Below are 18755 nucleotides of genomic sequence, written 5' to 3'. Positions count from 1 at the left end.
ATTATGGTTCTAAAAATAGATCATTTGACGGGGGGCTATGCTGGTGTCCCAGTTATTAAAGATATTAACTTAGAAATTAAACCCGGTGAAGCTTTGGGACTGATTGGGCTTAACGGTGCTGGTAAATCAACAACGATTAAACATATTTTGGGATTGTTACGTCCGCAAAAGGGGAAAATATCAGTAAATGGGATTGAGCTAAGTAGCAATCCATCTGCCTTTAAGAAACAGGTGTCATATATTCCTGAAATGCCAGTTCTATATCCAGAGCTAACGTTACAAGAACATTTAGAATTGACAATTCTAAGTTATAATTTGGATAAGGAAAAAGCGAAAAAGAGGGCGAAAGAACTTTTACAGCAATTTCGCTTAGATGACAAACTGGACTGGCTTCCCATTCATTTTTCTAAAGGAATGAAGCAAAAGGTTATGATTGTGACAGCTTTTCTTGCCGATACGCAATTACTGGTAATTGATGAACCCTTTACTGGTCTTGATCCTTTAGCCGTTGCCAATTTGATTGCTTTAATTAAACAAGCTGTTGATAATGGAAAAATGATTTTGATGTCTACTCATATTTTGGCTGATGCCGAACAAGCAATCTCGAATTATGCTGTCTTAAATAATGGGACAATTGAGGTAGTTGGAAGTTTACAACAGTTGCGTGAACATTACGGCTTAAAAGCTGCCGATTCATTCGATAAAATTTATCGTATTCTAAACCAGGAGCAGCAACATGCGTAAGTTAGCGAAAAAGAGATTAAAGATTAATTTCCAGCAATCACTTAAGTATTTGGTTCTTGTGTTTAACGATTTTTTTGTTTTAGCGTTGATTTTTTTATTTGGTGCATTGATGTTTTGGTATGCTCAAAGTATGAAAGTTATGCCTGAAAATTTATGGTTTTATCGACCAATAGTTGGTGCATTATTGTCCTTACCCATATTCATAGGCAAACTAGTAACATTGATTCAACCAGCCGATTTACAATTTTTATTACCAGAAGATGAGAATATGCTCATTTATTTAGCTCCAATGCTTAAGTATAGTTTATTAGTTCCGGTAATCTGCTTATTATTCCTTGCAGGAATTTTATTTCCGTTTGCAACGATTAAGGCATTAGTTCCTTCATTAACTTATGTGGTTGCAGTTTTAGCAGTTTTAGCAGCAAAGATTTTGCAGCTAAAAGTAATGGAATACAATCTATTTTTCACACGTAAAGTTTCACTTACCACTGTTAATTTACTGTTTTTGGCTATCTTTACTTTTGCGTTGATTTGGCCACAAACTATTTATGTCATTGCGATTTTATTAATCATAATTTTGCTTTTTTTGCTATTGAAGCCGCAAAACGTTACCCTATTTGATTGGCGATATGCAGTTGAGCAAGAGCAAAATCGTAAAAGTCAAATTTATAATGTCTTTAGCATGTTTACTGACGTTAAGGAGAAAGTGCCCAAAATTAAGCGACGGAAATACTTGGATTTTTTGTTGCCTAAATCATTAGCAAAAGAAAATCCAAACGGTTTTCTTTACCGACGTTCGCTTTTACGAAATCCGGAAAATTTAAACTTACTAGTTAGAATGACAGCCTTTGCTGTTCTAATTTCATGGTTAGTACAAAACTGGCTTTGGGCACTTGGATTATCATGTTTAGTGGTTTTTTTGACCGTTTATCAATTATTACCCATGGCAAGCGAATTTGATGATAATATTATGTATCGGATTTATCCAATTGAGTCAGCCAAAAGAGGCCAAGATTTGGTAATGGTTTTAGCGCTAGCATTAATTATGCAGTGGTTAATTATTAGTTTATTTTGGTTGTTGATTTTACCGATCAATCTGCAATTATTTGAAGCAAGTGGGCTACTTTTAATCTTTAGTTTATTAGTTGGCCGATTATATTTACCAATAAAAATTAAGCAAAGGAAGATTTAATCGATGAGATTACGTAATAAACCGTGGGCAGTTAACTTAGTGAATGAACATCCAGAAAGTGTTTTAGATCGTCCAGACCCTGATCAAAAAATCAATTGGGCAAACCGCTTTCCCGATCCTTCTAAGCCTCTAGCCGTCGAAATCGGGTCTGGCAAAGGAAAGTTTATTACTACACTGGCTGAGCAACATCCTGAAATAAATTTTGTGGCTGTGGAATTACAAATCACGGCTGCCGGAATTATTTTGCGCACAAAATTAGAAAAGCAATTAGACAATTTACAGATTTTATGCGCAGATGCTGCTAATATTGATCATTTTTTTGAAAAGCATAGTGCGGGGGTGCTATATTTGAATTTTAGTGATCCATGGCCGAAGACTCGTCATGAAAAGCGGCGTTTAACTTATAAGAATTTTTTGACAAAATATCAAGCAATATTGGTTCCAGAAGGGCAAATTGAATTTAAGACCGATAATTCCGGACTCTTTTCTTATTCGTTGCAGAGCATGAATAATTATGGAATGCACTTTGATTATGTTTCAGTAGATTTGCACAACGACTCAAGTGAGATTGCTAATGATAATATTGAAACCGAGTATGAACATAAATTTGCGGCCAAAGGTAATCCGATTTATGCCCTTCATGCTGATTTTGGAGTAAAATAATAAATTAACAGTAGTGATTGTGAGGTTTTTACATTGGAACAAATTAAAAAGTTAGAACAAGCTAAATTAACTGAAATTACTAAGTCAGGTCGTGTTGTCCTAGAATTTTCGGCCGATTGGTGCCCAGATTGCCGTTTTTTAGACCCATTTTTACCTGAAATTGAACAAGATTTCTCCAATATTAAGTTTTATCAAATCGACCGGGATGGTTCGATTGATTTAGCAAAAGAATTGAATATTATGGGAATTCCTTCATTTGTTGTCTACCAAGATGGCAAAGAAATTGGTAGACTAGTTAATAAGGATCGCAAAACTAAGGAAGAAGTAGAAAACTTTTTGCGATCACTTGACTAATTGAAAGAGGATTATAATAGATGATTACTAGTATTAACAAACGCAGCTACCCTAATACTTTGATTGTGATCTTAGGTCAAGACCATAGCAAAAGTAATTATGAAGAAAAAGATGGCGTAACGCGTATTAGCAATGAGGATGGTACTGTTACTGGCTATAACTTTTTTAATGTTGACCAATTAATCGCATATGATAAGTTACCAGATGGTCAAGTTAAACTTTCAGATGCTGAGCTTGCTGCTTTAAACAAAAAATTGACTGAAGTGGGTTTTGATGAAAAAATTGCTTATGGTCAACCAACGCTCGTTTATGGCTATGTTAAGAGCTGTGAGAAGCACCCAGATTCCGATCATCTGCATGTTACCACGGTTGAAGTGGGAAATAGTAAGGAGTATCAAATTGTCTGTGGTGCTCCTAATATAGCTCAAGGGCAAAAAGTTGTTGTGGCGTTACCTGGTACTTTAATGCCTAATGGTCAAATAATTTGGCCAGGTGCATTGCGTCACGTTGATTCTTATGGAATGATTTGTTCGGCACGTGAGTTAGGCCTTGAACATGCGCCTCAAAAGCGTGGTATTTTAGTGGTTCCGGATGATTTTGTGATCGGAGCTGCTTTTAATCCAGAAAAATGTGATGAGTTACTTGCGAGTGGCAAAATTAGCATGTAGCAGTAAAAAGAACTTTTTAATAAAAGTTCTTTTTTTATGGGTAGTGTTTCACTAACGCTTCTGCTCTTTTATAAAAATAATGGTAAAATGATAAGCAATGTGAATTAAATTTTGGAGCTTAAAATATGTTAGATAAAAATAAACAGATTTGGTTTATCGGAATTAAGGGAACTGGCATGGCCTCATTGGCACTGCTGCTTAATGATTTGGGATACAATGTTGCTGGTAGTGATATTGAAAAATACACCTTTACTCAGGTACCACTGAAAAAAGCCGGGATCAAAGTAGCTAAATTTGATGCAAAAAATATTAAGCCAAACGGTCAAATTGTTGTTAAGGGAAATGCTTTTAAAGAAGATAATATTGAAGTTAAGGCATGTCAAGATAAAAAGATTTCTTGGCAAAGTTACCCCGATACAGTTGAAGAAGTTGTTAAAATGCACACTAGTATTGGCGTTTCTGGGACTCACGGTAAGACTTCGACAACCGGCTTGCTTGCTCATGTATTAGGTGAAGCAGCTCCTACTTCCTATCTTATTGGTGATGGTGAAGGCAAAGGAGTTCAAAACTCGCGTTTCTTTGTTTATGAAGCTGATGAATATCGCAGGCACTTCTTAGCATATCATCCCGATTACCAAATTATGACTAACATTGATTTTGATCATCCTGATTATTTTAAGGATCAAGCGGACTATGCCTCAGCATTTCAAACAGCAGCTGATCAAACCCAAAAGGGCTTATTTGTTTGGGGAGCAGATGAACGGCTAAAGCAGTTACAAACGCGAATTCCTAAATATACATATGGCTTTAGCGCTAATGATGATTTTCAGGCAATTGATATTCAAAAAACAACCACAGGTTCGACATTTAAGGTGCAGACTCATGGCAAATTAATTGGCGAATTTACGATCCACCTCTTTGGCGATCATAATATTTTAAATACAACAGCAGTAGTTGCGGTTGCCTATAAAGAAAATGTTCCGTTGGCTGATATTCAAAAGGGTTTATTGACATATCGAGGGGCTAAAAGACGCTTTTCCGAAAAAGATTTTGGTGAGACAAAAATTATTGATGACTACGCTCACCACCCAACGGAAATGCGGGCAACAATTCAGGCTACCCGGCAGAAATTTCCTCATAAGAGGTTAGTCGTCGTTTTTCAGCCACATACTTTTTCACGAACCAAAAAATATGCCAATGATTTTATTGAAATTTTATGCGGGGTAGATAAAGCATATCTAACACCAATTTATTCTTCAGCAAGAGAAGCTAGGGGTGACATTGCTAGTGAAGACATTGTGGCACAGATTCCAAATTCAGAAGTGATTGATTTGGATAATATTGCTGACTTAACTCGGAACAGAAACAGTGTTATCGTTTTCATGGGTGCAGGTGATATCCAAAAATATGAGGAAGCATTTGAAAAACTGCTTTAAAATTTGTTACTAACCTAAAATAAAAATATTTTCTTCTAAAAAATAATGTTTATGTTTGATATAATTGTTTTATTGTAAGAGTTAAACACCTTATAAAATTATTATTATTAAACTTTAGTAAGTTAAGGAGACAAACAATGGTTAGTAAAAAAACAATTTTTAGTAGTATAATTTTGGCTGCTATGGCCTTAATGTCTACCAATGTTAAAATAGTGAACGCTGATTCTTTACAGAATAATCAAGAATCAAAAATGGCTGTGTCTGATCAAGCGCCATTTGTTGGTCCAGACGTAGTTGTATATTACCAAGATGAGCAGGGTAACGATATCGTACCTAGAGACGTTATTGAGGGAACTGCTAACAATGGATATATAACGAATGCAAAAGAAATACCTGGTTATACAATGATTAGTAGGCCAGCTAACGCTACCGGTATCTTTGGTGCAGTACCTCAAAGAGTTGTCTATGTTTATCGTTCAAATGATAGCCATCTTGTTTCAATGACCTTGATGCATAACGCATATATTTATGACCTGAATCACCAACGTATTGGTAAGGAAATGTTGCCAGCTTTTACAAAGGTTAATGTTTATTCACCACTTGTTCGCCTAACTGATGGTAGTTTGGCTTATCAAACGGACACCAATAGTTATATTATGGCAGGGAATGTTTTTGGAACCCTACGGACAGTGAAGAATGATACTTATGTTTATGAAACTAGTAGTAAGAAAACAAGCAAGCGTATAGTGCCAGCTGGTAAGCAGATTCTTACTTTTGGATCAAGGTACAGATTTTATGACTGTAATGGTTACTACCGTGTAGGTGGTCCAAAGAAACAATATATTCGCGTTGATAATTTTGTTAAAGATGCAAAATAATTAACTAAAAACCCCGTAATAGTTACGTTGAATAACTGTTACGGGGTGTTTTTTAGTTGAATTTTACATTATATTTTTGCCCAATTGGCGGAAAAGTAGGTAGACGCAGTGGTGTAGTGTGCCACTGCGTAAATAAGGTGGCACATAATAGAATAAATGGAACATCCTCAGGTCGCAAAATATCACAAGTTAAGATTACACCCAACTTATTCATATCTGTTTTAACAATCGCAATTTTTTTTAAGCCACTTAAAAATTTGTAACTACCATTTTTAATACTACCACTAACAAGATAGTTTAATCTGGTAATGTAAAAAAGATTAGTCAGTCTACTATTTAATCTTTTAACTTTGACTAACGAGTGATTAACGACATCAATTGTAAAAGATGAAATGAGACCATTTCCGTCAGAGTATAGTCGACCAATTTCTTTGCCATTAGTTCTTTTTAAATAAAGCGTATGATTTGGATTATCAAGATTGCCTTGAATAATGTAGCAAATCTTGCCATTTTGATCAGCTACGGGAATTTGGCCATACTCCTGTTTCTGATTTAATTCCAATAAATAGCGCATTAAAGCACCTCTATTCTTTAGCGTTGTCGCTAATAAATTTTCTTAAAATATGTGCCACACCATTTTCATCATTTGTCTTAGTAATTATTTGTGCCATTTTTTTAATTTCAGAAACTGCGTTAGCCATTGCAACACCAGTTCCTGCTGCTTTGATCATACTGGCATCGTTTAAATTATCTCCGATAGCTGCAATTTCTTCTGCTTGAATATTTTTGGTTTTACCATAGTCGAGTAAGGCTGGCCCTTTCTGAGCTTGGATATCGTTAATTTCAATGTTAGCAGAACCACTTGATGTTATCGCCAATCCTCCTAAGTCTTGAATTTCTTTTTCAGCATTAATAAACGCCTTAGGTCCCCGACCATCAAATGAAATAATTTTCATAACTTCAAGATTTTGCTGTAATAACAGGTTTCGCAGGTGAGGCACAAATGTCATACTCAACATCACGTTACTGCCAGCGGCAATCGCAACTGCTTGTTTGAAAGAAAGTTTCTTGTTTAAAGCAATCATTGAGCGAGCAAAATTAACGATTCGCTGACTGATATCTTCGGAATATATTTTATCTGCAGTAACCAATTCATAATAAAGATGGTGACGTTCTAAAATCGTGGCGATCTGCAAAGCCTTTTTTTGTGATAGAGGATGTTTAACACGTAGCTGGTCGTGTGCATCATAAACTAAAGCACCATTAATATTAATAAATCCAGTTTGAATACCGTATTTTCTGATTTCTTGGCGAGACTGTTCAGGGGCCCGACCCGTTGCAATTATAAATTCAATACCATTTTTTTGGGCATCACGAATTGCTTTTATGTTTTCAGATGAGATATCTAGGCTACTATTAAATAAAGTTCCATCAAGATCACAAGCTACTAATTTAATCAAGATAAAATTGCTTCCTCCTTTCAGTCTGCAGGCTAACAATGCTATTGCAAAATTTTGCCTATCGTCTTAGCTTAATTGCTAAAAAGCGATTAAATGTTTTAGTATTTTTATCAATATAAGTAATTTCATGATACCATAAAAGTCGGTGAAAGAGAGGCTGTTTAAATAATGAAAAAGTTTATAGGCAATGACTGGGATCAAGTTTTGGCACCTGTGTTTGCAAGTAATGATTATCAAAAACTGCGTACATTTTTGAAAAAAGAATATGCGACTAAGCAGATTTTCCCTGATATGTATCATATTTTTACTGCTTTTAAATTAACGTCTTTTGCTAAAACCAAAGTAGTTATTTTAGGACAGGATCCGTATCATAATCCAGGCCAAGCAACCGGAATGAGTTTTAGTGTAATGCCGGGGGTCGATTTACCACCGTCTCTAAAAAATATCTATCAAGAATTGTATGACGATGTTGGTTGTCAACCAGTGCAACATGGTTATTTGAAAAAGTGGGCAGATCAAGGTGTATTGATGCTAAATGCAGTTTTAACTGTGCCATATGGCAATGCTAATGGTCATCAAGGAATGGGCTGGGAGAAAGTAACTGATAAAGCAATTAAGGCTCTAAGCGATCGTGGGCAAGTTGTGTTTATCTTGTGGGGTCGGTTTGCTCAAAACAAGATCGCTTTAATTGACCAAAAGAAGAATTTTGTGATTAAATCAGCTCATCCTAGTCCATTTTCGGCTGATCGCGGATTCTTTGGGTCACGTCCCTTTTCGCGATGTAATGAAGCCTTAAAAAAATTTGGTAAAAGTCCAATTGATTGGCAATTACCGCTTCAAGTAATGCAATCAGAATTAGCATAGGTAAGATAAATGAGTGTTTTTGAATTATTAGAAAAAAAATTAACAATAACAGGTAAGAAATATCGTATTGTTTTTCCAGAAGGAGAAGACCTAAGAATTTTACGTGCAGCTGCGCAGCTGGCACAAGGTAGAGTCATTGAGCCGATTTTATTAGGTGATCCTAAACGAATTAATATGATTTTAGAAAAAGAAAAAATAATATATTCTTCGCCGCAAATTATTGATTTCATGCACTATCCTCGACTTGCAAAGTTACAGCAAGAATTTATCAATGCCCGAGGTAAACAAGTAGGCAATGAGATGGTAAAGAAGCTTTTACAAAATCCCAATTACTTTGGCACAATGATGGTTCAAATTGGCAATGCGGATGGAATGGTTTCAGGTGTTGCTCATTCAACGGCTGAGACAGTTCGTCCTGCACTGCAATTAATTCATCCCGCCGCTGGAATGAAGAGGGTATCTGGTAGTTTTATTATGGAACGGGGTGAAGAAAAGTATATTTTTGCGGATTGTGCGATTAATCCTGAACCAGACAGTGCCACTCTAGCAGAAATTGCCTACCAATCGGTTCAAACTGCACAAATGGTAGGTCTTGATCCTCAAGTTGCATTTTTAAGTTTTTCGACTAAAGGTTCTGCCAAAGGTGCAATGGTTGAACGAGTTGCACAAGCTTGCAAATTATTTAAACAAACTTATCCCGCAATTCCAGCTGATGGCGAGTTACAGTTTGATGCCGCTTTTGTCCCCGAAATCGCAGCCAAAAAAGCACCGACATCAGTACTTGCAGGAAGAGCAAATATTTTTGTGTTTCCAGAATTACAATCAGGTAATATTGCATATAAGATTGCTCAACGCTTAGGTGGTTTTATTGCAGTCGGACCTATTTTACAAGGATTAGCCAAACCAATTAATGACCTGTCCCGTGGTGCGAACAGTGACGATATTTATAATGTTGCAATTTTGACAGCAGCACAATCAATGTTGGGAGAAGAAAATTAATGGACCTTAAAGTCAATTCCTCTACTGAAATGAAAAAAATTGGAGCAGCCATTGCTCAAACTGCTCAACCGCATGATTTATTATTACTGAATGGCGATTTAGGCGCGGGAAAAACCACTCTAACTCAAGGGCTTGGTGCTGCTTTAGGGATTAAGAGACCAGTTAAAAGTCCGACATTTACCATCGTGCGGGAATATCAAGAAGCTACTTTACCACTTTTTCACATGGATTTTTATCGCTTAGAAAATGATGATTTATCATCAATTGATTTAACTAGCTATTTAGCCGAACCTGGCTTAGTTGTCATTGAGTGGCCAGAAGCAGTTAAACAAGAATTGCCTGATCAATATTTGCAAATACAAATTCTGCGAGTTGATGACAGTTGGGATTCAACTAAGCGGATAGTTAGTTTGCAGCCACAAGGTGAAAGGAATGAGCGGTGGGTTCAAGCAATTATGAAGCAAATAAACTAAAAGAGGTGGGTCATATCATATATCAGACCCGCCTCTTTTTTAATAAAATCAAACTTGTTCAACTAAATTTTTGATTGCTTCATCGCCAAATTGCTTTTCCTGTTCAAGTAAAATACCTGCGCATGCTTCGCTGTCACTTAATGCATTATGATGATGCCACAATTCAACATTTAATGCCTTTGCTACTGTATTTAATTTATGATTAGGCAAATTAGGTTCAAATTGCTTACTAGTCCGCAATGTATCGATAACAAAATAATGTGGTTCACTAATATCATATCGCGCTAAACTCTGGCGCATAACATTGGTATCAAAACGTGCATTGTGTGCACATACAAGCATACCAGGTTGATATAGGTCTTTAATATAAGGCCATACTTCAGCCATTGTTGGAGCAGTTGCTACTTCTTGTGCAGTAATATCATGAATCTGAATATTACGAGCATCAAATGGCATTTGTGGGTTGATTAAAGTATAGAAACGGTCAACAATTTGATTGTTGCGAACCATCACTAAGGCAAGTGAACACGCACTTTCTGGGTGACGATTGGCAGTTTCAAAGTCCATTGCAATAAAATTCATTTTTTCTCCTTTAAAACGTAATTTTAGTATAACATAGAGTGAAGCAAAAGCCTGAATGCGGTAAAATATAAAGAAATACTTGTACAATAGAAGGGATTTTAGTATTGGAGTTAGTTGAACTTATCCAACAAGGAATTGAAATCGAACAAAATGTTCCACTGAGTAAATATACATTTACTAAAACAGGTGGGCCAGCGGAATACTTGGCTTTTCCACGTAGCCAAAAAGAACTTGAGCAGTTAATTTATTTAGTTCGTAAACAAAATATATCTTTGACTATAATTGGTAATGCATCTAATTTAATTATTCGCGATGGTGGAGTAAAAGGATTAGTAATAATTTTAACCAAAATGAACCAAATTAAAGTACTAGGCGATGAAGTTACTGCTCAGGCTGGAGCGCGGATTATTGATACCGCGTTTAACGCTGCAAATAAGGGATTAAGTGGTCTTGAATTTGCGTCAGGGATACCTGGTAGTATCGGAGGAGCAATTTATATGAATGCTGGTGCTTATGGTGGAGAAATCGGCTCAGTAGTGAAAGAAGTTCAAGTATTGACTCGAGCTGGTGAATTAAAAACATATACAAAAGATAAAATGGTGTTTTCCTATCGTCATTCTTTAGTGCAAGACAATGGTGATATTGTTTTGTCGGCGACTTTTGCTTTAAAAAAGGGTCAAAAAAGGAAAATTCTGGCAGAGATGAACTATTTAAATGCGCTTCGACAATATAAGCAGCCTCTAGAATATCCCTCGTGTGGTAGCGTCTTTAAGCGGCCTACTGGTCATTTTGTTGGGCCAATGATCATTGCTGCTGGGCTTCAAGGTAAACAAATTGGTGGAGCACAAGATTCGATGAAGCATGCAGGATTTATTGTCAATAAAGGAGGTGCTACCGCAAGCGACTATCTTGCTTTAATTGAATTAATTCAGCAGAAAATTAAAGAAAAAGATGGGATAGATTTGCAAACTGAAGTTAGAATTATTGGTGATCCAGTTGAATAAACTGGTAATATAAAATAAATTGAAAGGATTAGTTATGCATTATAATGTTGCAAATATCTTCACTTGGAGTAGCTTGTCAACCATTCTGGATGTATTGATTATTTGGTTTTTGGTCTATCACCTTGTGGTTTTAATCAGAGGAACTAAGGCTGTTCAATTAGCCAAAGGGATTGTGTTGATTTTTATTGTGCGTATCATTGCGGGATTTTTGCAATTACATGCGACAACGTGGTTGATTGATCAGATTGTATCTTGGTCAGTAATAGGAATTATCATAATTTTTCAGCCCGAAATTAGGCGAGGATTGGAGCATTTGGGACGCCTACCTATTTTTGGTGAGCGCGAAGACAGTGAACGTGATCAATCGCTTCACTTTATTAATGAGCTTGATAAAGCAATTCAGTATATGTCCAAGCGCCGCATAGGTGCCTTAATTACTATCCAACAGGAAACTGGACTTGAAGATTATATTGAAACTGGAATTAAGTTGAATGCACACGTAACTGGAGAATTATTGATTAATATCTTTATCCCTAATACACCGTTGCATGACGGTGCTGTGATCATTAATAAGGATCATACAATTGCGGTTGCGGCGGCATATCTGCCACTATCTGATAGCACGATGATCCCTAAAAGACTGGGAACTAGACACCGCGCTGCTGTTGGTATTTCTGAAGTAACTGATGCAATTACAATTGTTGTTTCTGAAGAAACTGGTGGTGTCACAATCACTCGAAATGGTCGAATGATGCTTGATATGACTCGTGAGGAATACATGAAGTATTTAACCGCTGAATTAGTGCCTAAGAAAAACGGCAATGATAAGTGGTATCAAAAAGCCTTGCAAAAAATTTGGAAGTGGGGTGCAGATCGATGAAAGAGTTTTGGCGAAAAACATGGTTCATTCGCCTTGTTTCACTTTTGATTGCAATTTTATTAGTAATTTATGTTAATTACACACAAAATGGTTTTTTGACTCCAGGACAAGCGGAAAGAACCAAGCAAACTGCTAATAAGGTACAGACTATCAAAGTTCCTTTACAAGTTTCAATTGATACCGATAAATATTATGTTGTGGGCTATCCTGAAAAAGTTAGTGTTACGTTGGAAGGATCAACGGCATTAGTAACGTCAACTGTTAATACACAGAATTTTCGAGCCTATATTGATTTAACTAATAACAGGATTGGAGATCAAACAGTTAAGGTTCATATTAATGGGATTAATAATCAAATTTCTTATACAGTTAATCCTAAAATTGTTCATGTAAATGTTCAACGTCGAAAATCAACGACAATGCCTGTACAAATAGAGTATAATAAAAATGCCGTAGCAAGCGGATACAAGTTTGGCAAAACAAGTGTTGATCCGCAACAAGTCGAAGTTACCGGTGCTCGTGGCGAAGTAGATCAAATTGATCAAATCGTAGCAAAGATTGTATTGCCAAATGGAATTGATCATTCTTATGAAAGACAAGTTAGTTTGATTGCTGAGGATCAAAGAGGTCGACAATTGAATGTGATTATTGAACCGGCAACGGCAAGGGTGACAATTCCAATTACTACCGCCCAAAAGAAAGTTAAGGTTGCATTACAGCCAAAACATGAAAAAGCTAGAAAAGTTTATTCTCTGACGGCTAAAAACAATTATGTTACTTTATATGGTAGTGAATCAGCTCTGGCAAAAATTAAAAGCCTACCAGTTGCAGTAGACCTTAGAGATGTTAACTCTTCGACAACAAAGACTGTGAAATTAAAATTACCCAATGGGGTCGTTAAGGCTAATCCTAATCAGATTAACGTTGAGTTAAAAGTAGATAATATAAACGATTTTAAAGATAAATAGAAAGGTGTTTTATATGTTAAAGTATTTTGGCACTGACGGTGTTCGAGGCGTAGCAAATCAGGATTTATCCCCCGAAATGGCATTTAAACTTGGGCGTGATGGAGGTTACATTTTAACTAAAAATAAGTCGAAGAAAGAACAAGCAAAGGTATTAGTATCTCGTGATACTAGAATTTCAGGTCAAATGCTTGAGTATGCTTTGATTTCGGGCCTTCTTTCCGTTGGTATTGAAGTGCTTGAAGTTGGTGTGATTACTACTCCTGGCTTATCTTATTTAGTACGTGCTCAAGGAGCGGATGCAGGAGTGCAGATTTCAGCTTCGCACAATCCTGTTGAGGATAATGGTATTAAGTTCTTTGGTAGTGATGGTTTAAAATTATCTGATGAGATGGAGGATGAGATTGAGAAATTGATCGATGCTCATGAAGATCTTTTACCCCGACCATCAGCTGATGGGCTAGGTTCTGTCACGGATTTTCATGAGGGTAGTGCAAAATATCTGCAATTTATTGAAAATACGATTCCCGAAAATCTTGATGGCATAAAGGTTGTAATTGATGGTGCGAATGGTGCAGCTAGTAGCTTGATTTCCCGTTTATTTGCTGATTGTGGCGTTGATTTTACAACAATTGCAACTCATCCTAATGGATTGAATATTAATGATCATGTTGGGGCAACTCATACTGAAAGGTTACAAGAAGAAGTAGTAAAGCAAGGCGCACAACTGGGCTTAGCATTTGACGGTGATGCTGATAGATGTATAGCTGTTGATGAAAACGGGCATGAAGTTGATGGTGATCATATCATGTATATTTTAGGAACTTTCATGGAAGATAGTGGTCGCCTAAAAAATGATACGATTGTGACAACAGTGATGAGTAATCTCGGCTTTACAAAAGCTTTAGAAAGACGCGGAATTAAGAATGTTCGTACACAAGTCGGAGATCGGTACGTTTCTGAAGAAATGCGTGCTCATGGCTTTAATTTGGGAGGTGAACAATCAGGACATGTGATTATGAGTGATTATCATAATACTGGAGACGGGATGCTAACCGGTCTTCATTTAATGCTTGTTATGAAAAAAACTGGTAAAACATTATCTGAATTATTGGTTGATTTTAAAGATTACCCCCAATGCCTTGTAAACGTTCCTGTCAAAGATAAGAATAGCTGGAAACAGCATCAAGCAATTCTTGATGTAATTAATGATGTCGAAAAAGATATGAATGGTGATGGACGCGTTTTAGTTCGTCCCTCGGGTACCCAATCACTTCTAAGGGTTATGGCAGAAGGACCAACAGAAGAAGAAACAGCTACGTATGTTAAACGTATTACCGATGTTGTTAAACAAGAAATGGGCGTTTAGTCAATGTATCATAAAAAAAATCTGTGAAAAATTGCAAATAAATAAAAGAGCTGATAATTCTCGTTGATTATCAGTTTTTATTTTTGATTTATCTCTTTGTGCCAAATTAAACTAAAAAAGATCTTTGAGTAAGCATTGATTTTTCAAATATTCTTAAATATGTATATACCAATTTAAAATACCGTGCTTGACCAATTCAAAATAAAAGGTTAATATTCTTTATGTAGCTTTAGTTATAAAACTAATCCATTTTTAAATAATATAACTATACCAAAGGAGATAAATATGTGTGGAATAGTCGGTGTTATTGGAAAATCTGCCAGAGACATTGTTTTGAATGGCTTGAAAAAGTTGGAGTATCGCGGCTATGATTCTGCTGGGATCTATTTGAATGATTTAGCAGGAAATGAGTTTCTAACAAAAACTACTGGTCGGATACAGAATCTAAAAAATAAAATGACTCCCAATGAGCAAGGTGTGGTCGGAATTGGGCATACACGATGGGCAACTCATGGAGCGCCAAGTGAAAATAACGCACATCCTCAATTTGATGAAACTAAGAGATTTTATTTAGTTCATAATGGAGTGATTGAAAACTATCAGGAACTTAAGAAACATTATTTAAAGGATGTAACCTTCAAGTCTGATACCGATACCGAAGTAGTTGTCCAGTTGGTCAGTAAGATTGCTCGTGATAAAAAACTGGATGCTTTCAGTGCTTTGAAACAAACTCTCACTCTTATTAAAGGCTCATATGCATTCCTTCTTGTTGATAATCAACAACCGGATCATATTTTTATCGCTAAGAATAAATCACCGTTAATGCTTGGGTTAACTTCTGAAGGAAATATTATTGCTTCTGATGCATTATGCGTTCTCGATCAAACCAATACCTTTGTTGATTTACATGATGGTGAAGTTGGCGATATTACTAAAAATCAGTATCGAATTGAAACTATTACAGGTAAAGTAGTGAAACCTCAACCTTATCAAGTAAGAGTTGATCCTAATGCTGCAAGCAAAGGCACATATGAGTTTTATATGTTGAAAGAAATTTCTGAGCAGCCAAATGTTTTACGTCATTTAAATCAATTTTATCTTGATCAAAAAGGAGAGCCAAAAGTCGATTCAAAGATTATTGATGCTTTAGTCAAAGCTGATCGGTTATACCTTTTTGCTGCGGGAACAAGTTATCATGCTGCTTTAGTCGGAAAGACTATGTTTGAAGAAGTAAGTGGTATACCAACTGAAGTCGGTTTTGCGTCAGAAGCTGGATATCATTTCCCGATGTTATCGCAACATCCGTTTTTCATTTTTTTATCGCAATCTGGTGAGACAGCCGATTCACGTGTGGTCTTGCAGGAAGCTCTTAAGCGTAGAATTCCTTGCTTAACCATAACAAATGTTCCAAATTCAACTTTAGCTCGAGAGGCCGATTACACAATGACACTTGAGGCGGGACCTGAAATTGCAGTTGCGTCAACTAAAGCTTATACTGCTCAAATTGCTGTTGAGGCAGTGTTGGCTAAGGCTCTGGGAGAAAAGGCAAATCGCAAGCAAGCTGAGAAATTCCAGTTAAAAGAAAATTTGTCCTTAGCGGCAGAAGGAATTGATCAACTCTTGTCTGATCAATCAAAAATCGAAAAATTGGCTAAGAAATATATAGTGCCTTCTCGAAATGCCTTTTATATTGGTCGCGGTCTCGATTATCCACTTGCTTTAGAATCAGCACTTAAGTTAAAAGAAGTGTCATATATTCAAACTGAGGGCTTTGCTGCAGCAGAATTGAAACATGGCACCATTTCACTAATTGAAGATGGTACCCCGGTTATTGCTTTAATCAATGATCCTATAACGGCTGATTTAATGCGTGGTAATATTCAAGAAGTAGTTGCACGGGGGGCTAATGTGATTACAATTGCTAGCAAGAATTTGGCAAAACCAAATGATGATCTAGTGTTACCCAAGATTGATTATTATTTAACACCTTTAATAGCGGTTGTGGCTACGCAATTAATTGCCTACTATACATCAAAGGCAAAGGGATTAGATGTTGATAAACCACGTAATTTGGCTAAAAGTGTTACAGTAGAATAGATATAGAGTAGAGAATAAATAATATACTAAAAGGGTCGTAAGTAATTACGACTTTTTGTATAATTGGCTTATTACAAAGTAGGAGGTAAACGAATTTGGCAATTAAAGTGATCGCGCTAGATCTTGATGGTACTTTATTAAATAGTAACGTTGAAATCTCATCGGAAACTGAACAAGTAATTAAAAAAGTTAGTACTTTAGGAATAAAGATTGTTCTTGCAACAGGGCGACCATTATCAGGCGTTTTTTCCTATAATCAGCAGCTAGGTCTTGCTGGAAAAAATCAATATAACGTTGTCTTTAATGGTGCGGTAGTTCAAGATCTTGACGGTAATATTATTATTAATCACAAGATGAATTACAATGATTTTACCAATATGCAGAAGTTGCAACGTTTAGCTAAAGTGAATCTTCATTTTGAAACTACGGATTGTTTCTGGTCATGTGACCATGACCTCGGCTTGAATTTGACTAAAAACGCATATTTGCTAAATAATATCTTGAAAATTCGTGAACCGGACGAAATTAAGACGGACTTTACTTTCAACAAAGCCACCTTTGGCTTAATTGACGATATCGAGGATGTTGATCTATTATGGCAGAGTATTCCAGATTGGGCATTTGCTAAATACGATATTATTAGAAGTCTTCCGGAAATCATTGAGATTACTCCCAAAAATGTTTCAAAGGGTAGTGCCCTCGAACAATTAGCTGATCGCTTGAAAATTGAACAAAATCAAATAATGGTTTTTGGAGATCAGAGTAATGACTTGTCTATGTTTACAAATCCTAGATTTAAAAAGATTGCTATGGGAAATGCCATTGATATGATTAAAAAGAACGCGGACTACGTGACAGAAGATAACGATCATGACGGAGTTGCCCAAGCACTAAAAAAATTTATATTGTAGTAGAATTAAGATTGAGTTAATGGTTATGGTGGAAAAAAAGATCGAGCATAATATTTCTGAAGCGGAATGGGAAGTCATGCGTATTGTGTGGACACTAGGTAAAATACATACGGGTGATGTGATTGAACAGTTGCAATTAAAAAAAGATTGGTCGCAGTCAACGATTAAAACATTAATGAGACGCTTAGTGAAGAAAGGTCTTTTGCAAACACATAAGGATGGTCACCGTTTTGTATATTCGGCGACGGTTACTCAAGTGGAAATGATGATTCAAGTTACAAATGAAATGATGAGTCGTATGTGTGATATGCATAAAGGACAGGTGTTGATTGAAATTATCAAAAAGATACCATTAACTAAAAATGATATTACAACAATTGAACAAGAACTAGCCTGTAAAAAAGAGAATGCTCCGGCAATGGTTCCGTGCGATTGTTTAACGCTGGGGCAGCATGATTGTTAACCCTAAGCTAATTAATCGGAGGCGAATAGTTTAAATGAAAAAAATTGGTACTTTTTTGTTGCGAATAGTTTTTGCTGTTTTGGTTTGCATTTCTGGTTTCTTATTATTGAAAAGCCCTATAAATATCGTTGTAGAGAATGTTCCAGCAATGGCTAAAGCAATTGTTCAAAAGAATGTTGACCACTCAGACAATATAGATTTAAAAAATACGTTAAAATTAGGGGAAGAACTTGGCGTTACGGATAAAATTTGGGGTCAACTTCAACGCAAGTATCAGTATAATCTTTCTTATACAAACCTTTATAATCTTAGCGTTAGTTATCAAGAAAATGGAGAATTGACGGATAAGAATTTAAATCTAACTGAGAAAAATCAAATTCAGAAGGCCTTTAATTATGTTATCATAGACAGAATTAATCATAATTTGAAACATAACTCACAGTCAGTAAAGCAAAAAATTAATATGTTTCATTACTTTTTCTTCGGAGTAATTGCCGTCTTTGCGATTACAGCGCTTCTTATTTTACTTGGCAAAAAAATCGCTTCGTTATTATTGCTACTTTCAGCGGGAGCAACATTTGGCTTGCAACAATTCTACGTTAATGAATTATTGCAATATCTGCAAACTGAGTTTTATCACGGGATTACTTTGTCAACGTCGGCTGCCCTTTGGCTCGGCTTGGGACTTGCATTGGTAATAATAGTGCTTTGGCCGTTAGTCTTAAAAATCACAGCTAAAAATAATTAAATTAA

21 protein-coding genes are annotated in these 18755 nt (G+C 36.1%); 18 read left to right on the top strand and 3 right to left on the bottom strand.

Annotated elements, in window-relative coordinates:
• Positions 1-3 precede the first annotated feature (3 nt).
• The 7 genes from F5ESL0228_RS05905 to F5ESL0228_RS05875 all read left to right on the top strand — a co-directional run bounded on the left by F5ESL0228_RS05905 (position 4) and on the right by F5ESL0228_RS05875 (position 5935).
• Positions 4-744 (top strand): ABC transporter ATP-binding protein, encoded by a 741-nt coding sequence (locus F5ESL0228_RS05905; RefSeq protein ID WP_122023170.1) that lies wholly within the window; start codon positions 4-6, stop codon positions 742-744.
• Entirely contained in the window at positions 737-1936 is a 1200-nt protein-coding gene (locus F5ESL0228_RS05900) for an ABC transporter permease (protein WP_122023169.1), read from the top strand. The genes F5ESL0228_RS05905 and F5ESL0228_RS05900 overlap by 8 nt, the downstream gene beginning before the upstream one ends.
• Positions 1937-1939: 3 nt before the next feature.
• Positions 1940-2599, top strand: coding sequence for a tRNA (guanosine(46)-N7)-methyltransferase TrmB (gene trmB / locus F5ESL0228_RS05895; RefSeq protein ID WP_122018545.1), 660 nt, complete (start codon positions 1940-1942; stop codon positions 2597-2599).
• A gap of 33 nt (positions 2600-2632) precedes the next feature.
• Positions 2633-2953, top strand: coding sequence for a thioredoxin family protein (locus F5ESL0228_RS05890; protein WP_122023168.1), 321 nt, complete (start codon positions 2633-2635; stop codon positions 2951-2953).
• Positions 2954-2973: 20 nt separating this feature from the next.
• Positions 2974-3621 carry a YtpR family tRNA-binding protein gene (ytpR, locus tag F5ESL0228_RS05885; RefSeq protein ID WP_122023167.1) on the top strand — a complete coding sequence of 216 codons (648 nt, stop codon included), beginning with the start codon at positions 2974-2976 and terminating at the stop codon, positions 3619-3621.
• A 125-nt stretch (positions 3622-3746) separates the two neighbouring features.
• Entirely contained in the window at positions 3747-5057 is a 1311-nt protein-coding gene (murC, locus tag F5ESL0228_RS05880; RefSeq protein WP_122023166.1) for a UDP-N-acetylmuramate--L-alanine ligase, read from the top strand.
• A 137-nt stretch (positions 5058-5194) separates the two neighbouring features.
• The gene (locus F5ESL0228_RS05875; protein ID WP_122023165.1) at positions 5195-5935 is read left to right on the top strand and encodes an SLAP domain-containing protein; all 741 of its coding nucleotides are present in this window, start codon (positions 5195-5197) and stop codon (positions 5933-5935) included.
• A 52-nt stretch (positions 5936-5987) separates the two neighbouring features.
• Here F5ESL0228_RS05875 and F5ESL0228_RS05870 read toward each other — a convergent pair whose 3' ends face one another.
• Both F5ESL0228_RS05870 and F5ESL0228_RS05865 read right to left on the bottom strand, forming a co-directional pair.
• A complete protein-coding gene (locus tag F5ESL0228_RS05870) occupies positions 5988-6509 on the bottom strand; it encodes a hypothetical protein (protein ID WP_122023164.1) in 522 nt (173 codons plus the stop codon).
• Between the two features lie 10 nt (positions 6510-6519).
• The gene (locus F5ESL0228_RS05865) at positions 6520-7395 is read right to left on the bottom strand and encodes a Cof-type HAD-IIB family hydrolase (RefSeq protein ID WP_122023163.1); all 876 of its coding nucleotides are present in this window, start codon (positions 7393-7395) and stop codon (positions 6520-6522) included.
• A 168-nt stretch (positions 7396-7563) separates the two neighbouring features.
• Between F5ESL0228_RS05865 and F5ESL0228_RS05860 the strand changes: the two genes are divergently transcribed.
• The 3 genes from F5ESL0228_RS05860 to tsaE are packed head-to-tail and all read left to right on the top strand — an operon-like array spanning position 7564 to position 9731.
• The gene (locus F5ESL0228_RS05860) at positions 7564-8259 is read left to right on the top strand and encodes a uracil-DNA glycosylase (protein ID WP_199688572.1); all 696 of its coding nucleotides are present in this window, start codon (positions 7564-7566) and stop codon (positions 8257-8259) included.
• A gap of 9 nt (positions 8260-8268) precedes the next feature.
• Entirely contained in the window at positions 8269-9258 is a 990-nt protein-coding gene (pta, locus tag F5ESL0228_RS05855) for a phosphate acetyltransferase (protein WP_122023162.1), read from the top strand.
• Entirely contained in the window at positions 9258-9731 is a 474-nt protein-coding gene (gene tsaE / locus F5ESL0228_RS05850) for a tRNA (adenosine(37)-N6)-threonylcarbamoyltransferase complex ATPase subunit type 1 TsaE (RefSeq protein ID WP_122023161.1), read from the top strand. Before pta ends, tsaE begins: the two co-directional genes overlap by 1 nt.
• 48 nt (positions 9732-9779) lie before the next feature.
• Here the strand turns inward: tsaE and F5ESL0228_RS05845 are convergent, their stop codons facing one another.
• Positions 9780-10313, bottom strand: a complete 534-nt coding sequence (locus F5ESL0228_RS05845) for a 3'-5' exonuclease (RefSeq protein ID WP_122018535.1) — start codon at positions 10311-10313, stop codon at positions 9780-9782.
• 104 nt (positions 10314-10417) lie between these two features.
• Here F5ESL0228_RS05845 and murB point away from each other — a divergent pair, with 104 nt between their 5' ends.
• The 8 genes from murB (at position 10418) to F5ESL0228_RS05805 (ending at position 18750) form a co-directional block, all read left to right on the top strand.
• Complete coding sequence (gene murB / locus F5ESL0228_RS05840) at positions 10418-11317, top strand: UDP-N-acetylmuramate dehydrogenase (protein ID WP_122023160.1); 900 nt, start codon at positions 10418-10420, stop codon at positions 11315-11317.
• A gap of 34 nt (positions 11318-11351) precedes the next feature.
• Positions 11352-12197 carry a diadenylate cyclase CdaA gene (cdaA, locus tag F5ESL0228_RS05835; protein ID WP_122018533.1) on the top strand — a complete coding sequence of 282 codons (846 nt, stop codon included), beginning with the start codon at positions 11352-11354 and terminating at the stop codon, positions 12195-12197.
• Entirely contained in the window at positions 12194-13165 is a 972-nt protein-coding gene (locus tag F5ESL0228_RS05830; protein ID WP_122023159.1) for a YbbR-like domain-containing protein, read from the top strand. The genes cdaA and F5ESL0228_RS05830 overlap by 4 nt, the downstream gene beginning before the upstream one ends.
• A gap of 13 nt (positions 13166-13178) precedes the next feature.
• The gene (gene glmM / locus F5ESL0228_RS05825) at positions 13179-14531 is read left to right on the top strand and encodes a phosphoglucosamine mutase (RefSeq protein WP_122023158.1); all 1353 of its coding nucleotides are present in this window, start codon (positions 13179-13181) and stop codon (positions 14529-14531) included.
• A gap of 285 nt (positions 14532-14816) precedes the next feature.
• Entirely contained in the window at positions 14817-16628 is a 1812-nt protein-coding gene (gene glmS, locus F5ESL0228_RS05820) for a glutamine--fructose-6-phosphate transaminase (isomerizing) (protein ID WP_122023157.1), read from the top strand.
• Between the two features lie 95 nt (positions 16629-16723).
• Positions 16724-17539, top strand: a complete 816-nt coding sequence (locus tag F5ESL0228_RS05815) for a Cof-type HAD-IIB family hydrolase (RefSeq protein ID WP_122023156.1) — start codon at positions 16724-16726, stop codon at positions 17537-17539.
• Between the two features lie 25 nt (positions 17540-17564).
• Positions 17565-18002 carry a CopY/TcrY family copper transport repressor gene (locus tag F5ESL0228_RS05810; RefSeq protein ID WP_122023220.1) on the top strand — a complete coding sequence of 146 codons (438 nt, stop codon included), beginning with the start codon at positions 17565-17567 and terminating at the stop codon, positions 18000-18002.
• 34 nt (positions 18003-18036) lie between these two features.
• On the top strand, positions 18037-18750 hold the full coding sequence (locus F5ESL0228_RS05805) for a hypothetical protein (protein ID WP_122023155.1): 714 nt from the start codon (positions 18037-18039) through the stop codon (positions 18748-18750).
• The last annotated feature ends 5 nt before the right edge of the window (positions 18751-18755 follow it).

The organism is Lactobacillus sp. ESL0228, assembly GCF_003692825.1.
GTDB lineage: Bacteria > Bacillota > Bacilli > Lactobacillales > Lactobacillaceae > Lactobacillus.
This window is presented reverse-complemented; position numbering and strand designations above follow the sequence as displayed.

Bases quoted from the DNA above. Each gene is read 5' to 3' on its own strand.
- F5ESL0228_RS05870 (WP_122023164.1), bottom strand. From the start codon at position 6,509: ATGCGCTATTTATTGGAATTAAATCAGAAACAGGAGTATGGCCAAATT.
- cdaA (WP_122018533.1), top strand. From the start codon at position 11,352: ATGCATTATAATGTTGCAAATATCTTCACTTGGAGTAGCTTGTCAACC.
- glmS (WP_122023157.1), top strand. From the start codon at position 14,817: ATGTGTGGAATAGTCGGTGTTATTGGAAAATCTGCCAGAGACATTGTT.
- F5ESL0228_RS05805 (WP_122023155.1), top strand. From the start codon at position 18,037: ATGAAAAAAATTGGTACTTTTTTGTTGCGAATAGTTTTTGCTGTTTTG.
- F5ESL0228_RS05900 (WP_122023169.1), top strand. From the start codon at position 737: ATGCGTAAGTTAGCGAAAAAGAGATTAAAGATTAATTTCCAGCAATCA.
- glmM (WP_122023158.1), top strand. From the start codon at position 13,179: ATGTTAAAGTATTTTGGCACTGACGGTGTTCGAGGCGTAGCAAATCAG.
- F5ESL0228_RS05875 (WP_122023165.1), top strand. From the start codon at position 5,195: ATGGTTAGTAAAAAAACAATTTTTAGTAGTATAATTTTGGCTGCTATG.
- ytpR (WP_122023167.1), top strand. From the start codon at position 2,974: ATGATTACTAGTATTAACAAACGCAGCTACCCTAATACTTTGATTGTG.
- F5ESL0228_RS05860 (WP_199688572.1), top strand. From the start codon at position 7,564: ATGAAAAAGTTTATAGGCAATGACTGGGATCAAGTTTTGGCACCTGTG.
- murC (WP_122023166.1), top strand. From the start codon at position 3,747: ATGTTAGATAAAAATAAACAGATTTGGTTTATCGGAATTAAGGGAACT.
- trmB (WP_122018545.1), top strand. From the start codon at position 1,940: ATGAGATTACGTAATAAACCGTGGGCAGTTAACTTAGTGAATGAACAT.
- tsaE (WP_122023161.1), top strand. From the start codon at position 9,258: ATGGACCTTAAAGTCAATTCCTCTACTGAAATGAAAAAAATTGGAGCA.
- F5ESL0228_RS05810 (WP_122023220.1), top strand. From the start codon at position 17,565: ATGGTGGAAAAAAAGATCGAGCATAATATTTCTGAAGCGGAATGGGAA.
- F5ESL0228_RS05830 (WP_122023159.1), top strand. From the start codon at position 12,194: ATGAAAGAGTTTTGGCGAAAAACATGGTTCATTCGCCTTGTTTCACTT.
- F5ESL0228_RS05905 (WP_122023170.1), top strand. From the start codon at position 4: ATGGTTCTAAAAATAGATCATTTGACGGGGGGCTATGCTGGTGTCCCA.
- F5ESL0228_RS05845 (WP_122018535.1), bottom strand. From the start codon at position 10,313: ATGAATTTTATTGCAATGGACTTTGAAACTGCCAATCGTCACCCAGAA.
- pta (WP_122023162.1), top strand. From the start codon at position 8,269: ATGAGTGTTTTTGAATTATTAGAAAAAAAATTAACAATAACAGGTAAG.